Annotated in this window: 13 protein-coding genes and 2 pseudogenes; 6 read left to right on the forward strand and 9 right to left on the reverse strand. The window is 67.4% G+C overall.

Annotation, left to right across the window (positions count from 1 at the left end; all coding sequences use genetic code 11):
• Window positions 1-118 precede the first annotated feature (118 nt).
• Entirely contained in the window at window positions 119-1,714 is a 1,596-nt protein-coding gene (locus tag U4Z31_RS03830; protein WP_321809594.1) for a trypsin-like peptidase domain-containing protein, read from the forward strand.
• Between the two features lie 189 nt (window positions 1,715-1,903).
• On the opposite strand, the gene U4Z31_RS03835 is transcribed toward U4Z31_RS03830, so the two are convergent.
• Window positions 1,904-2,872, reverse strand: a complete 969-nt coding sequence (locus tag U4Z31_RS03835) for a GlxA family transcriptional regulator (protein ID WP_321809473.1) — start codon at window positions 2,870-2,872, stop codon at window positions 1,904-1,906.
• A gap of 490 nt (window positions 2,873-3,362) precedes the next feature.
• On the opposite strand from U4Z31_RS03835, the gene U4Z31_RS03840 reads away from it, so the two are divergent.
• Both U4Z31_RS03840 and U4Z31_RS03845 read left to right on the forward strand, forming a co-directional pair.
• Window positions 3,363-4,448, forward strand: coding sequence for a helix-turn-helix domain-containing protein (locus tag U4Z31_RS03840; RefSeq protein ID WP_321809474.1), 1,086 nt, complete (start codon window positions 3,363-3,365; stop codon window positions 4,446-4,448).
• 355 nt (window positions 4,449-4,803) lie between these two features.
• The gene (locus U4Z31_RS03845) at window positions 4,804-5,406 is read left to right on the forward strand and encodes a J domain-containing protein (protein WP_321809475.1); all 603 of its coding nucleotides are present in this window, start codon (window positions 4,804-4,806) and stop codon (window positions 5,404-5,406) included.
• 125 nt (window positions 5,407-5,531) lie between these two features.
• On the opposite strand, the pseudogene U4Z31_RS37145 reads toward U4Z31_RS03845, so the two are convergent.
• Window positions 5,532-5,681, reverse strand: a pseudogene (locus tag U4Z31_RS37145) (IS30 family transposase); the annotation flags it as partial.
• A 133-nt stretch (window positions 5,682-5,814) separates the two neighbouring features.
• Here U4Z31_RS37145 and U4Z31_RS03850 point away from each other — a divergent pair.
• Window positions 5,815-6,162, forward strand: coding sequence for a hypothetical protein (locus U4Z31_RS03850; protein WP_321809476.1), 348 nt, complete (start codon window positions 5,815-5,817; stop codon window positions 6,160-6,162).
• A gap of 196 nt (window positions 6,163-6,358) precedes the next feature.
• Here the strand turns inward: U4Z31_RS03850 and U4Z31_RS03855 are convergent, their stop codons facing one another.
• Window positions 6,359-6,592: a hypothetical protein gene (locus U4Z31_RS03855; protein ID WP_011549124.1), complete on the reverse strand. Its 234-nt coding sequence runs from the start codon at window positions 6,590-6,592 to the stop codon at window positions 6,359-6,361.
• Between the two features lie 324 nt (window positions 6,593-6,916).
• On the opposite strand from U4Z31_RS03855, the pseudogene U4Z31_RS03860 reads away from it, so the two are divergent.
• Window positions 6,917-7,225, forward strand: a pseudogene (locus tag U4Z31_RS03860) (MFS transporter); the annotation flags it as partial.
• Between the two features lie 188 nt (window positions 7,226-7,413).
• Here U4Z31_RS03860 and U4Z31_RS03865 read toward each other — a convergent pair.
• The 6 genes from U4Z31_RS03865 to cobA all read right to left on the reverse strand — a co-directional run bounded on the left by U4Z31_RS03865 (window position 7,414) and on the right by cobA (window position 12,710).
• The gene (locus U4Z31_RS03865; RefSeq protein WP_124903870.1) at window positions 7,414-8,112 is read right to left on the reverse strand and encodes a fumarylacetoacetate hydrolase family protein; all 699 of its coding nucleotides are present in this window, start codon (window positions 8,110-8,112) and stop codon (window positions 7,414-7,416) included.
• A 129-nt stretch (window positions 8,113-8,241) separates the two neighbouring features.
• Window positions 8,242-9,183, reverse strand: a complete 942-nt coding sequence (locus tag U4Z31_RS03870; protein ID WP_044843331.1) for a helix-turn-helix transcriptional regulator — start codon at window positions 9,181-9,183, stop codon at window positions 8,242-8,244.
• A gap of 203 nt (window positions 9,184-9,386) precedes the next feature.
• Complete coding sequence (locus tag U4Z31_RS03875) at window positions 9,387-9,986, reverse strand: uracil-DNA glycosylase family protein (RefSeq protein WP_321809477.1); 600 nt, start codon at window positions 9,984-9,986, stop codon at window positions 9,387-9,389.
• 145 nt (window positions 9,987-10,131) lie between these two features.
• Window positions 10,132-11,175 carry a CmpA/NrtA family ABC transporter substrate-binding protein gene (locus U4Z31_RS03880; RefSeq protein WP_321809478.1) on the reverse strand — a complete coding sequence of 348 codons (1,044 nt, stop codon included), beginning with the start codon at window positions 11,173-11,175 and terminating at the stop codon, window positions 10,132-10,134.
• Between the two features lie 5 nt (window positions 11,176-11,180).
• Window positions 11,181-11,777 (reverse strand): ANTAR domain-containing response regulator, encoded by a 597-nt coding sequence (locus U4Z31_RS03885; protein WP_124645930.1) that lies wholly within the window; start codon window positions 11,775-11,777, stop codon window positions 11,181-11,183.
• Between the two features lie 171 nt (window positions 11,778-11,948).
• Window positions 11,949-12,710, reverse strand: a complete 762-nt coding sequence (gene cobA / locus U4Z31_RS03890; protein ID WP_321809479.1) for a uroporphyrinogen-III C-methyltransferase — start codon at window positions 12,708-12,710, stop codon at window positions 11,949-11,951.
• A 704-nt stretch (window positions 12,711-13,414) separates the two neighbouring features.
• Between cobA and U4Z31_RS03895 the strand changes: the two genes are divergently transcribed.
• A complete protein-coding gene (locus tag U4Z31_RS03895) occupies window positions 13,415-14,740 on the forward strand; it encodes an MFS transporter (RefSeq protein ID WP_321809480.1) in 1,326 nt (441 codons plus the stop codon).
• Window positions 14,741-14,753 lie beyond the last annotated feature (13 nt).

The following is a 14,753-nucleotide window of genomic DNA, read 5'->3' on the forward strand; positions in this document are numbered from 1 at the left end:
TTTCGATTCGTATGTTCCGGAGGTGGCGTGGACTATAAATGGAGGGGTGTACCGGTGCTTGTCGGGCGTCCGCGCGTCTCGCGCGGGTCGGCGCCGCGACTGCCGGGGGAGGTGCACCGTGGTTCGCCAGACGCTTGCTCGCGCCGTGCTTCGCACCGCGTTGATCGGGGGCGTATTCGCCCTGGTTTTGGCGTCGCCGCCGGCCGCTGCCGGGACCGTCGCGCCGCCCGCCACGCCACCGGTGATGAAGAACAGGCCCGCCGCACGGTCTTACTCGATGCCGGTCGACTTCTCGGCGATCGTCGACCGCTACGGCCCGGCGATCGTGACCATCATGACCGCGGCGACCGACCAGCAGGCCGGCGGGCCGTCCTTCGTGTACCTCGATCCCGACGATCCGCTTTCCGCGTTCTTCCGCCGCGGCGCGCCGCTGCCGCCCGCGCAAGGCGCGCAGGCGCCTGCGCCTGATTCGTCGCCGCGCGCGATCGCGGGCATCGGCTCGGGCTTCATCGTCGGCGCCGACGGGGTGATCCTGACTTCCGCGCATGTCGTCGCCGACGCGACCGACGTGACGGTGCGACTGGCCGATCGTCGAGAGTTGAAGGCGACGGTGGTGACCGTCGATCCGCAGAGCGACGTCGCCGTGCTGCACATCGACGCGACAAAGCTGCCGGTCGTGCATATCGGCGATTCGTCGCGGGTGCGTGCCGGCGAACCGGTGATGACGATCGGCGCGCCGGACGGCTCCGGCAACACGGTCACGGCCGGCATCGTCAGCGCGACGTCGCATGCGCTGCCGGACGGCAGCGCGTTTCCGTTCTTCCAGACCGATATCGCGGTGAACCCCGACAACTCGGGCGGCCCCGTGTTCAACCGCGCGGGCGACGTGATCGGCATCGCGGTGCAGGTCTATACGGACGCCGACCGCTATGCGAGCACGACGTTCGCGATTCCGATCGCGCTCGCCATCAAGGTGCGTGCGCAGGTGCAGGCGCAGATGCGGGCCAATGCGCAGGCGGCGCAGCGCACGTCGTCCGGCAATGCGCTGGGCGTCGACGTGCAGGATGTCGGCGTCGGGCTGGCCGCGGCGTTCGGCCTGCCGCGTCCGGCGGGCGCGCTCGTCAACGGCGTCGATGCCGGCTCGCCCGCCGCCGCGGCCGGCGTGAAGCCCGGTGACGTGATCGTGAAGTTCGGCGGCAAGCCGATCGGACGGTCGGCCGAGCTGAACGACCTGGCCGCCGCGTTGCCGCCCGGCGGAAAGGCGCCGCTGCGGCTGATCCGCAACCGCACGCCGATGATGCTGACGGTCACGGGAGCGGGAGCTGGAGCGGGGGCCGGCGACGCGATCGACAACGCGGCCGCGACGGGCAGCAGTGCGGGCAGCGCGGGCACGGTCGGCGCGGCCGGTGCCGCCGGTGTGGCGATGGCCGCCGCGCGGCCGGCAGACTCCGGCGATCGGCTCGGGCTGACGATGCATCCGCTGAGCGACGCCGAACGGCGTTCGACCGGGCTCGCGGTCGGGATGATGGTGGATGCGGTGCACGGGCCGGCCGCGAATGCGGGCATCCGGCCCGGCGACGTCGTGCTCGAACTCAACGACACGCTGCTCGAAACGCCGGACGACGTGCAGGCGCTCGAAGCGAAAGGCGGCGTGATCGCCGTGCTGATTCAGCGCGAGAACGCACGCAAGTTCGTGTCGGTGCGGGCGCGGTAGGGTGTCGACGGGGGCGCGGGGAAGAGCGGCGGCGCTCCGTCGATTCGTCATGTGGACGATGCAGCGCATCCGACGGCTTGACCGGAAACGGCGCCCCGGTTGCGACGCGCTTCATGGGCGCCCCTGATCGCGGCGACGCGCAACGCGTGGCACCGGAATCGAGCGCACGTCGGCCGATGTACGTTGCACTCACGCCATGCCAGCGGTCGCATCGTTACGCATGCGATATTCAGTCGGCGTTGTCGACAGGTATTTCCGGAACAGCCTCGCCAGTTGGGCGCCACTGTTGATGCCGCAGCGACGCGCGACCTTGTCGACCGGCAAGCTCGATTCCACCAGCATCCTGCAGCTCATGTTCAAGCGCGCGCGTTGCAGGTAGTCGGATGGCGTCATGCCGATCTCGCTCTTGAACCTTCTCAGGAAGTTGCGCTCGCTCATGGCCGCGACTTGCGCCGCGGCATCGATCGAGACGGGCCGGTCGACGTTCGCCTCCAGCCAGCGCGCGGATGCCGTGATCTGCTCGCTCACACGTGGCGCGTTGCTCGCCACAACGAACGCATCCGACGGTGCAGGCGCCGGCATCGCCAGAGACCCGGACACTTGCCGCGCGAGTTCCCCGCCAAAATCGTCTTCGACCACGCGCAACGCAATGCGAATGGCATCAGGCTCGCCGCCCGGCGATCTGGCGGCATGCATGTCGGGCGTGTCGTTGGCGGCACGAAATCCGCTCGGAAGACCGGCCGCATCCAGGAGAAGTTTTCCGTTTGCGATCGGATGAACGGTTTCGCATAGCGGATGCTGGCGGCGTAGCCAATCGATCAGCCGCTTGTCGCGACAGGCCGGATCAGCAGCCGCTCCGCCTGCGACGAACATGATCTGCTTGCCTTCCACGCGCCGCCGCGAATCGATGCTTTCCGTCCAGACAAAGACCGACGAAGAGGCGGCAATTCGGCCGCCAGCAGAGGAGACCAGCGATACGTCATAGCGCGCCTCGCCGGACGGACGAGCTGTCGTCAGCGCACTTGCTTTATGAAAAATCTCGATGATCGCCGCGACGTCGTGCAGTGCAAATCCGTTGGACAGCACAATGTCGACTCGCGTCGGCGCCCCTGCGGTGGGCATCCGCGAGCGAGACATGGTGGAGTGCTCCGATTCCATCGGTGATTCCCCAAGGATGTTGTTGACCGGCAGCGGCCCGCTTCGGGCTCTGCAACTCGAAGCCGTTGACGCATGCCTTACAGGCGGCCTTCGACAACTATCGCGTGGCCGGATTCGACAGCGTGTGGCCGCCTGAAACAGGCAAGCACCCGCGGACATGCGGCCCCGAGAATTCTAGAAAGGGCGGTCGGGTCGGCTTGACACTCCGTCTCAAAAAATCGGAACTTCTATCGGATGCGCTGGGCCCGGTCGAATTGCCGGAAGCACGAGCGATCAGGCTCGCCTTCGCGCAGGTGGTGAAATCGCGATTCGCAAACGATTGCGTGATGCTGAAGAAGCGGGAGGGGACGCGCCGTGTGCTACGGCAAAGCACGTACTGGTATGCTTCCCATGCTGCACTAGCGCGTTCCGGGCGAGCGATTGGATCAATATGGCGTTCAGGAGTGCTGGGCAGATCAAAGCCGGACGAAAATCAGCGAAGAGCGCCGCATTGAACGACGACCTACTACACACAGCGATACCGCCAGGCCGCCTGTCGTTGCCGCCGGAGCGGCCGGTGCTCGCGCCCGGCATCGTGCACAGCAGTTTCAGCGTTCAAGGCGACGCCCGTCGAAGCTTGCTGGCCTGGCAAGAGCGCATGAGTCCCGTCTACGACATATTGCCTTCGTCGAAGCAAGCCGAGGATACGTTCGATGCATCGATGTCCCGTTACACGATCGAGAATCTGAGCATCTTCGACTTTCGCACGGGGCCGAACCTGGCCGTGCGATCGTTGGGTCGGGTTTCGACCGAGAGCGTGCGGGACGTCTCGTTCAGCATATATCTTGAAGGGTCGCCGGGGCAGTTCCTGGGCGGCAAACCACGGTCCGACGCGCCGCACGTGCCGCACGTGCCAAGTATCCTCGCCCTGGACATGGATCAGCCGTGCACGATCCGGAGTTTTCATAGCCGGATACTTCTCCTGTTTGTGCCACGCGCACTGGTGGAAAAGTCATTCCCCGATGCGGCCTCGCTGCATGGCCGCTGGATTCACGCCACCGATCCGCTGACGCGCATGCTGATCGAGCATGTGGTGGCGCTCAATAAGACCATCGTCGGACTGAGCAAGGATGAAGCGCATCGGTCCTTGCTCACGGCGGTAGAGTTGATCGTTGCAGCCTTCTGCCGCCAGGCGGGTCTTGCCGGCAATGCCCGCGCGGCTGTCCGCGCTGCTGTATACGGGCAAGTACGGCGGCACGTCGAGGCAAATCTGCATGATCCGAATCTGTCGCCCGACAGCGTGTTGGCGTCGCTTAATCTCTCACGCGCCAGCGTGTACCGCATATTTGAGCATGAAGGGGGCCTCGCCGCTTATATCCGCAACCGCAGGCTGCGAATGGCGGCCGATGAACTGGTGCGCTTTCCCCATGTGGAGGTACAGGACGTTGCCTCGGGGTTGGGCTTCAATGATGCATCAAGCTTTACTCGTGCATTCCGTCGAGCCTTCGACATCTCGCCACGAGAATTGCACGAGTACGCGCCGTTGTTCCAGCATGGGGATACAAAACGGGAGCGCTTCACGAAGAGGCAGAGTTGAACGGATTGGCTCGTCGACTGCGACGAACCTGGGTGGCGGCTGTGTTTCGATAGCCGCTCGAAAGCGGCCACTGACTTTGGCCGTCGGGGTGAACGATTGCTGCATGACTCGGCGCTGCTTCGGTAGATTACGGCGCATGAAGCGCCGTTAGCCTGCATGCTCATTCGGACAATCGAGCGATCGCTCCAGTCGGCAAACGGCCGTTCCGGCGAGAATGATTCGGATCTCGTCATCTGCCAAAGCGCCCCTGACCTGTACTCAGGGTGTTCAGAACCTGGTGAATGCTCAACCCGACGGATGGGCGCCGCGGCGACATGCTACGATCAATGCGATCCGACTTTCATCCCGACGCACCATGACGACAATGTATGAATTGCTCGGTGTGCGCGAGAACGCCACCGACGAGGAAATCAAGCGCGGCTACCGGAAAGCAGCGATGAAAGCGCATCCCGACCGCAACGTCGGGTGCGAAGCGGACGCGCATGCGCGATTTCAGGAGATCAAGGAAGCATACGCGATTCTCTCGGACCCGAAGCTGCGCCGCGTCTATGACACCGTTTACGCAGAGGAAATGCTCCGTCACGCACGGCTTCGCGAAGAAGAGGAACGCCTGAAGGCAGAGCGCGAAGCGGAATATGCGCGGTTCGTGGCATTGGCGATGCGCTTCGCCGAGCAAGGGCACAATCGCGACGTCGTCTTCGGTGTTCTGCTCGGCCGTGATTGCGATGTTCAACTCGCCGAGCGCATTGCCGGCAGCGTGGTCGAGCTGCATGCGTCGCGCCAGCCGGGCGCATCGCGGGACGGGCAGCGTGATGAGCAGATGCCGCAAGGCGACGAGAGGGCGACACAGGAGGCATCGGAGCAGGCGCCGAAGAGCGACGCGCGAAGGAGTGACGAACACGCGCATACGGACTTTTTCAGCGCTCTGTGGCACGGCGTGTTCGGGCTGCGCCAGTGAGTGCTGGTGGGGGACCGGGCTTGCGAATGCGGAACTCGACCGCGATCGGTGGCATCTTCGGGGGAGGTTCTTCGAGCGACTGCTTCATGAATTGACGGCTAATTGGGCAGTATTCGGCTGCGGATTCAACCCGTCGATGCAACGAATTGATGAAATTGCTCGATCGGTGTATCGAAGTCTGGTGTCTTTCGCGGACGTTCATTGAGCCGCCTGGCTACAGCGTTGAGCTTTCGCAGACGCTTCGCGACTGCGTAGCCAACCAATCCGATCGCTTGACAAGCGTTCATAACCGCCGCGAGTTTCGGTCGGTCGTTGGGCCATGGGTGCCCGGATCGTAGACGATCAATGCTTTGCCGATCAACGATGCATGATTAACTGACACGGCGTCTGGATTGATTCGAACATGGGATGTCGGAGATGTATAGAAAATTGGTATGCGTGCTTGCCATAGGCCTGATTGTGACGCAGGGTTGTTTTGCCCTGACGGTTGACGAACTGATGCGCGGTCTGGATCAAGCACTTGGCGACAAAGCATCTTCTACTACCCAACTCGCCGCCTACGTCACCGGCTACGTTCATGGAAGCGCAGAGTACGGGCGGACACTGGGGCTCGTCTGTGACGAATCTGGGCTGCGTTCAACGAACGACGAGCTGCGAGCGGTCCGAATCTATGTGGGCGCTAATCCAGACCAATGGCGTGACGGTGCACAAATATTGATTAATCGTGCGCTCATGTCACCCCGGTGCCACCATTGATCGGTGCCTGCCGTACCTGACGGGCATCGGCCAGGAAGGGACATTCGGCGTCAGATCCGATGGTTGGGGTGCGTCGTTCAGAAACGCAGCTGAAAACATTTCTTGACGTCTTGCCGCCGTCGCAGTCCGGCCACAATCGGACGTTCGACACAGCTTTTTAGATCGTCGACAATCGGTGCAGATAAGGGCGTGGTCTTTAGCGGTTACCGTCGATCAGATCGTTCAGCAGCGCATCGAACGCGGCCTGTGCGTCTTCAAGTTCCTGCAGGGCGGCATCAAAGGTTTGCAGCGCGAACGGCGAAGGCTCGCCGCTGCCTTGCGGCGGAAATTGCTTCTGCATCGAGGCGAACGTACTCTGCACGCGCAGCGTGGCGGCCACCATGCGCTCCATCGCCTGGGTTTCTTCGGCTCGGGCCTGTTCCGGATTCATTCCTCTCTCCTTGGATGGTTTTCTTGAAGACCAGATCGTACACGCTGTGTCCGTTCTTGCCGCCCATGGCAGAACGACTCCGTTGAAGGTTCCAACGGCACGCTGCGGGAGAAGCAATTTAATCGGGCATGATTCCGCAGTCGCGCCGAGGCCAAGATACTCATCGAGCGTGGCTACAAAATCCCGCTGCAGGTCACAACGATTGGCCGCTTTGGATAAATCTGAAGAGCCGTTCAGGGTCGACAACCGACCTCCCCGAAAATCCACGAACAACGTCTTTTGCATTGCGCACGTCCACCCGACGCGTGCGCGGAGGGCACCCGCTTGCAACCAAACCCGCCGATCGCTTCCGAACCGGCTGCACCGCGACACGCAACGCTGATCCTGCTGTGCGCGTTCTCGGTGCTGCCGTTGAGCCTGTTCCTGCCGTCGCTGCCTGCGATCGCGCGCGACCTGCGCGCCGACTATGCGCTCGTCGCGCTGTCGCTAGGCGGCTACGCGGCGGTCGCCGTGTCGCTCGAGTTCGTGATGGGACCGCTCTCGAACCGGTCCGGGCGGCGACCGATCATGCTGACGCGCCTCGGCATCTTCACGCTCGGGTCGCTGGGCTGCACGATGGCGACCAGTCCACGACGATCGCGCTGGCTACCTCGGTGTGCGTACGAATCTTCGACGCCCGCGAACGGCGCGCGTGATCGACGCGACAGGACCGGCACGCCGATCCGGCGCGATGCGATCGCTGCCCGGATCGGCAAGGAGCGATACGACCCGACCCGACAGCCGTCGGACCGACTGCGCGTCGCATGCGCCCGCACGATGCCTTACGGCTTCGCCCCCATCACGAACTCGAACGTCGCGACGCCGTCGACGCCACCCGTCACGCGGTCGCCCGGCTGCAGCGCGCCGACGCCGGCCGGCGTGCCGGTGAAGATCAGGTCGCCGGCCTTCAGCTCGACCGAGCGCGACACGTACGCGATCACGTCCGGCACGGCCCAGATCATGTCGGCGAGATCGCCTTGCTGGCGCGTTTCGCCATTGACCGCGAGCCAGATCCGGCCGCTTGCCGGATGGCCGGTCGCGGTCGCCGCGCGCAGCGCGGTCACGGGCCCCGACGCGTCGAAACCCTTCGCCCAGTCCCACGGCCGGCTCAGCTTCTTCGCTTCGGCCTGCAGGTCGCGGCGCGTGAGGTCGACGCCGACGCCGTAGCCCCACACGTGCGACAGCGCATCGGCCGGGTCGATCGACCGGCCGTCCTTGCCGATCGCGACGACCAGCTCGATTTCATGATGGAGGTCGCCGGTCAGCGGCGGATACGGGACGGTGCCGGCGGCCGGGACGATCGCGTCGGCCGGCTTCGTGAAGAAGAACGGCGGTTCACGGTCGGGATCGGCGCCCATTTCGCGTGCGTGGTCGGCGTAGTTGCGGCCGACGCAGAACACGCGGCGCACCGGAAAGCGCGCGGACGACTGTTCGACTTCGACGGAAGGACGCTCGGAAGCGTCGATGACGTATGCGGACATCGGATGACCTCGTTCGATGAATAGACGGATGCCGTTGCCCGCGCAATGCGCCGCGGGCCGGCATGCATGGAACGATACCCGACGCATGCGCGCCGGGATGCGACGCAACTGCGCTTTAACCGGACAAATCTACGCGTCGCCGGCCGTCGGCGCTGCGTCGGCGTCCGGCAGCGCGGCGTTGGCATCCCGGTACGCCTTCGGCGACACGCCGACCCGCGCGCGGAAGCGCCGCGCGAAATAACCTTCGTCGCGGAAGCCGACCGAGCGCGCGATGTCGGCGATGCGCCGGCTCGTATGCGCGAGCAGCGACTGCGCGAGCGCGATCCGGCGCTCGGTCACGAGATCGGTGAAGGTGCTGCCGGTTTCCTTGCGCACCAGGTGCGCGAGGTAGTTCGGCGACAGGAACGCGGCCTCGGCGGTGGCCGCGAGCGTCAGGTCCTCGCGGGTCAGGTTCGCGCGCACGTGGCGCAGCACGCGCGCGAGGGCGTCGCGCCGGCCCGCGCGCTGGGCGCCACGCTGCGCCAGCTTGTCGAGCGCGCCCGCGTACTGCGTGCAGACGAGGCCGATCAGCTGCAGCAGGTAGCCGCGCAGCAACGTGGTCGAGCCGAAGGTGCGCACGCGGTCGGCATCGAGCATGCACAGCGCGAGGCGCCGCGCCTCGTCGAACGCGTCGCCGGTCAGGATGAAGTCGAGATGTTCCTGGAAGCGGAACGGCGTCAGCTCCGGAAAGCGCTGCGCGGGGACATCCTCGAGATCGAGCGGATCGACGTCGAGATCGGCGCGCAGGAACGCCTGGCTGAAGTTGATGACGATGAAGTGCGCGCCTTCCGGATGCGGAATCAGGTGCTCGCGGTGCGGCAGCACGAACGCGAGCGCGCCGCGCGGAAACGGCCGCGTGACGCCGCCGATCCGCTGCTCGGTGTCGCCGCCGAGGTTGAACTGGATCTGGAAATACGCGTGCCGGTGCGGCTCGGTGATCGCCTGGCGCGACGCCTGGTCGCGGATGTAGAAATCGAGCCGGTCGCTGCGTTCGGGCATCCCGTACAGGCGCGGCGGGGCGGTGGAGGGCATGAAGGATTCTGCTGTTCGTGACGCGGTTGAGCCGCGATGGTACAGCGAACCGGGCGCGGCCGGAATCCGCGGGCCGATCGGCGCAAGCCGGACGGGCGGGGACACGCTCCATCCGGCCCGGTGACACCGCAATCAGGCGGCCGAACAAAGTCGATGTCGTTCCGGTTCGTCGCGACAGGGAGCAGGGGCGCGGCCGGTTTCCGTCAGCCGGCGATCAGCGGCGCGACGCGCCGCCGCAGTTCCGGCACGACCTCGGCATCGAACCACGGATGGTGCTTGAACCACGCCTGGTTGCGCGGCGACGGATGCGGCAGCGGCAGCACGTCGGGGCCGTAGTCGCGCCACGCGTGCACGGTGTCGGTCAGCGTCGCCTTGCGCGTGTCGCGCAGGAAATGCCGCTGCGCGTACTGGCCGATCAGCAGCGTCAGCCGAATCGATGGCAATTCGGCGAGCAGCCGGTCGATCCACAGTGGTGCGCATTCAGGACGCGGCGGGTTGTCGCCGCTTGGGCCGCGGCCGGGGTAGCAGAAACCCATCGGCACGATCGCGAAGCGGGTCTCGTCGTAGAACGTGTCGGCGTCGACACCGAGCCAGTCGCGCAGCCGCTTGCCGCTGGCATCGTCCCACGGGATGCCGCTCGCATGGACGCGGGCGCCGGGCGCCTGCCCGACGATCAGGATGCGGGCGTCGCGATGGGCGCGCACGACGGGGCGCGGGCCGAGCGGCAGGTCGGCTTCGCAGGCGCGGCACGCGCGGATTTCGGTGAGCAGCACGTCGAGCGGCGTGCGCGTTCGTTTCGGCATCGATTCTGAACGGGGACTGACTGGCGGCGCGGATGCAAACGCGTCCATGCGGCGCGGCGAGCCGGAGCGGACCGGCGCATCGCGTCAGGCATTCCGCGGGGCGCGGCATGGTGCTGCGCGAGGGCCCCGGCATCCCGTGCCGGGATCACCTGTCCGCCGCACCGCCTTCGGCGACCGCAGCATCATACAACGCCGTTTGCGCGATCGCCGCGGCGATGGCCGCGTCGTCGTGCGTGCCGTCGAGCATGCCCCAGCGCCGGTATTGCAACAGGAACCACCGGCCTTCCTGCGGATCCGGCCGGTTCACGGCGCCGCCGTCGTGGAAGCGGATCGGCAGCGGCGGCTGCGCGAACGGCCCCGGGCCGTAGTCGCCGAGCAGGCGCGGCGCGATCAGCCGGGCCGGCACGCCGAGCGCATCGGGCGACGCGAGCCAGCCGGCCACGTCGCGACGGTGCGCGGCGCTGTCGAGCCACGCGCACGCATCGACGAGCGTGCGGATCAGCGCGCGCGCGGTGGCCGGATACAGCGCGACGAAATCGCGCCGGGCCGCGAGCACCTTCTCCGGATGATCGGGCCAGATCTCGCTGGTGACGGCGACGGTCCGGCCGGCGCCGCACGCTTCGGCCACCGCGTGCCACGGCTCGCCCGCGCAGAAACCGTCGAGTTCGCCGCTCGCGAGCGCCGCGACCATCTCGGGCGGCGGAATCACGACGCTGCGCACGTCGCGCAGCGGATCGATGCCGTGCGACGCGAGCCAGTGGTTCAGCCACATCGCATGCGTGCCGGTCGGGAAGGTCTGCGCGAGCAGCGGCTTGCGGCCGAGCGTCGCGAGCGCCGTGCGGACGTCGCCGCTTGCGCGGTAGGCGTCGGCGAGGCCGCGGGCGAACGTGATCGCCTGGCCGTTGCGGTTCAGCACCATCAGCGCGGCCATGTCGGCCTGCGGGCCGCCGATGCCGAGCTGCAGCCCGCACACGAGTCCGTACAGCGCGTGCGCGGCGTCGAGTTCGCCGCTCAGCAGCTTGTCGCGCACGGCGGCCCAGGACGGCTGGCGGCTCAGTTCCAGCGTCAGGCCGTGGCGCGCGCCGAGATTCAACTGCTGCGCGACGATCAGCGGGGCCGCGTCGCTCAGCGCGACGAACCCGAGACGAAGATGCGCGCGTTCCGGCGCGGCGGGAGGCGAAGGGTTCATGGCATTCATGACGGTTGGGACGCATCGAGCAGTTGCCGCGCGACGTCGACGATGCGCAGGCCCTGGTCCATCGCGCGCTTGCGCAGCAACGCATACGCATCGTGCTCGGACAGCCTGCGCTGATCCATCAGCAGGCGCTTCGCGCGATCGATCAGCTTGCGTTCGGCGAGCTCGCGCTCGACGTCGGCGAGCCGGCGGCGCAGCGCATCGTCGTGCGAGAAACGCGCGAGCGCGACTTCGAGGATCGGCGCGAGGCGCTCGGCCGACAGGCCTTCGACGAGATACGCGCTGACGCCGGCGCCGACCGCCGCGTGAATCAGCGCCTGGTCGGCATCGTGGCTGAACATCAGCACGGGGCGCGGCGCGGTCGCGTGCATCACGGCCAGTTGCTCGAGCGTGTCGCGCGACGGCGAATCGGTATCGATGATCACGACGTCGGGGCGCTGCTCCTCGACGGCCGCGGGCAGGCGCGCGGGCGTCGCGACGTCGTTGAGCATCTCGTAGCCGAGGCGCGCGAGCGCGTCGCCGAGTTCGCCGATCGGCTTGTCGGTGTCGGTGACGAGCAGCACGCGCAGGCGTGCGGGCGGGGCGGACGAACTCATGACGCGAACGGGGACGGACCGGCTTCGGTACAAGGGTTGAGCGGGGGTTGCGGGGTGCGGGCGGAAGTCGATGTACCCGGAACCTTGCGCATGCATCCCCGGCAGCCGGCGCGAACGCGGCCGCGGTGAGCGGAACGGGCGTGCGGACGGTGCCGCGTGACGTGACCCATGCTACGCCGCCCGCGACAGGAGCGCCTCGCCGGCGACATCGGTGCGCTGCACGGCGGCTTCGCCGATCGCCGCGCCGACCAGCATCACGGCCGGGCTGCCGAGCCCGGCCGCCGCGACGCCGCGCGCGAGGCCGCCGAGCGTGCCGGTCCAGCGGCGCTCATGCGGCGTGCCGGCCCACTGCACGGCGGCGGCCGGCGTCGACGCGGGCAAGGCGGCGAGCAGGCCCGCCGCGATGCTGTCGACGCGGCTCGTGCCCATGTAGATCGCGAGCGTGGTGCCGGTCGCCGCGAGCGCCGCCCAGTCGGGTTCGCCGTGGTCCTGGCGATGTGCGGTGACGAACGTGACGCCCTGGCAGTGCTCGCGGTGCGTGAGCGAGATGCCGAGGCTCGCGGCGGCCGCGAAGCCCGACGAGATGCCGTTGACGATGTCGACGGGAATCGCGGCGGCGCGCAGCGTCGCGAGTTCCTCGCCGGCGCGGCCGAACAGCAGCGCGTCGCCGCCCTTGACGCGCACGACGTGCGCGCCGCGCAGCGCGTAGCGGCGCATCAGTTTCTCGATGAACGCCTGCGGCGTGGAGCGGCAGCCGCCGCGCTTGCCGACGCGGATCACGCGCGCGTGCGGCGCGAGTTCGACGATGCCGGGCGCGACGAGATCGTCGAGCAGCAGCACGTCGGCGGCCGCCAGCGCCTTCACGGCCTTCAGTGTGAGGAGATCGGGATCGCCGGGCCCGGCGCCCAGCAGCGTGACTTTTCCAGTCGTCATGTCGTGTTCCAGTGCCGCGTGCGTGCGGCGATCGATAACGCATTGTTGCTTGCGGCGGCGGCGGGCGGTCGACGCGATCGCGACATCCGGCCGTGCCGGGCACGGGGGGGACGTCGTTGTCCTGATCTGTTGCGCCCGCCTGCGGCGGCGGGCCCGACTTGCGGGGACTGCCCACCGGCGCCGTTGCCGGTGTGGTCCGAATTCAGCAATATCCGGGCCAACCTGATCGAACCGGGCGGCGAGCGCGGCTACAGACGTGGCGACAAGTGCGGCAATAAGCGCGGCGATACACACGGCGCGACCGCCACGACGGACGCCGGCCCGCATGCGGCCGCGCGGCCGCGGTGCACGCAATGCCGCATCGGCGTGCATCGCGGCCCCGTCCACGCGCACCGCGATGTCGCACGGCGACAGTGCTGCAGCGCACCGTATCTGTGCCTCGCTGCATCCCGACGCATCATGCGCGGCGTCGTGCAGCGATGCGTGCAACGGCCGGCGAGCCTTGTGCGGCGGGGCTGCAACTGCGATTCGGGCGGATATGGCACGGCGCTTGCGTAAGCTGGCTCGGGCGGATCAACGACGATTCGTCCGCAGTACCGATTACCGACGCGCCCGGCAACGGGCTTCATGGGCAACGGCGTCCTACACATCGGGTCTCGACGAGACCGGGTGTGCAGGACGCCGTTTTTCGTTTGGCGGATGACATGACCGACAAAGCTACCCGTATCGATCTCTTCAGCTTCCGCACCGCGCCGATGCGCGCGTTCCACATGACGTGGATGGCGTTCTTCGTATGCTTCTTCGCGTGGTTCGCATGCGCGCCGCTGATGCCGCTGATCGCGCGCGAGTTCCACCTCACCGCGGCACAGGTCGCGAACATCAACATCGCCGCGGTGGCCGCGACGATCGCCGTGCGGCTGCTGGTCGGCCCGATGTGCGACCGCTTCGGCCCGCGCCGCATCTATGTCGGGCTGCTCGTGCTCGGCGCGATTCCGGTGTTCGCGGTGTCGTTCTCGCACGACTATGTGACGTTCCTGATCTGCCGGCTCGGCATCGGCGCGATCGGCGCGGGCTTCGTGATCACGCAGTACCACACGTCGGTGATGTTCGCGCCGAACGTGGTCGGCACCGCGAACGCGACGACGGCCGGCTGGGGCAACGCCGGCGCGGGCGCGACGCAGGCGATGATGCCGCTGCTCGTCGCCGCCGGCCTGATGCTCGGCTTCGGCGAGGATTCGTCGTGGCGCATCGCGCTCGTCGTGCCGGGCGTCGCGATGCTCGCGATGGCCTGGGCGTACTGGCGCTTCACGCAGGACTGCCCGCAAGGCGACTTCGTCGCGCTGCGCAAGCAGGGCGTGACGGTCGACAGCGGCAAGAAGGGCGGCTGGGCGAGCTTCTTCGCCGCGTGCGGCAACTATCGCGTGTGGATGCTGTTCGTCACGTACGGCGCGTGCTTCGGCGTCGAGGTGTTCATCCACAACATCGCCGCGCTGTACTACGTCGATCACTTCAAGTTGTCGCTGAAGGACGCCGGCCTCGCAGCCGGGACGTTCGGGCTGCTCGCGCTGTTCGCCCGCGCGCTCGGCGGCTGGCTGTCGGACAAGATCGCCGCGCGCCGCAGCCTCGACGTGCGCGCGACGCTGCTGTGCGCGCTGATCGTCGGCGAAGGGCTCGGGCTGGTCTGGTTCTCGCATGCGCAGGGCATCGGCATGGCGCTCGTCGCGATGCTGACCTTCGGCCTCTTCACGCACATGGCCTGCGGCGCGACCTATGCGCTGGTGCCGTTCATCGACCGCAAGGCGCTCGGCGGCGTCGCCGGGATCGTCGGCGCGGGCGGCAACGTCGGCGCGGTGGCCGCGGCGTTCCTGCTGAAGGGCGTCGGCGACGTGCAGCACACGCTGAGCCTGCTCGGGCTCGCCGTCACCGCGACCGCGCTGTGCGCGATGGCCGTGCGCTTCAGCGAAGAACACAAGGCACGCGAGGCCGAGCTGCGCGACCGCGCGCTCGCCGCCGCCAGCGTCGCGAACTGATCGACCGAAGGAA

This window comes from Burkholderia sp. BCC1985 (assembly GCF_905339915.1).
In the GTDB taxonomy this organism is placed as follows: Bacteria; Pseudomonadota; Gammaproteobacteria; order Burkholderiales; family Burkholderiaceae; genus Burkholderia.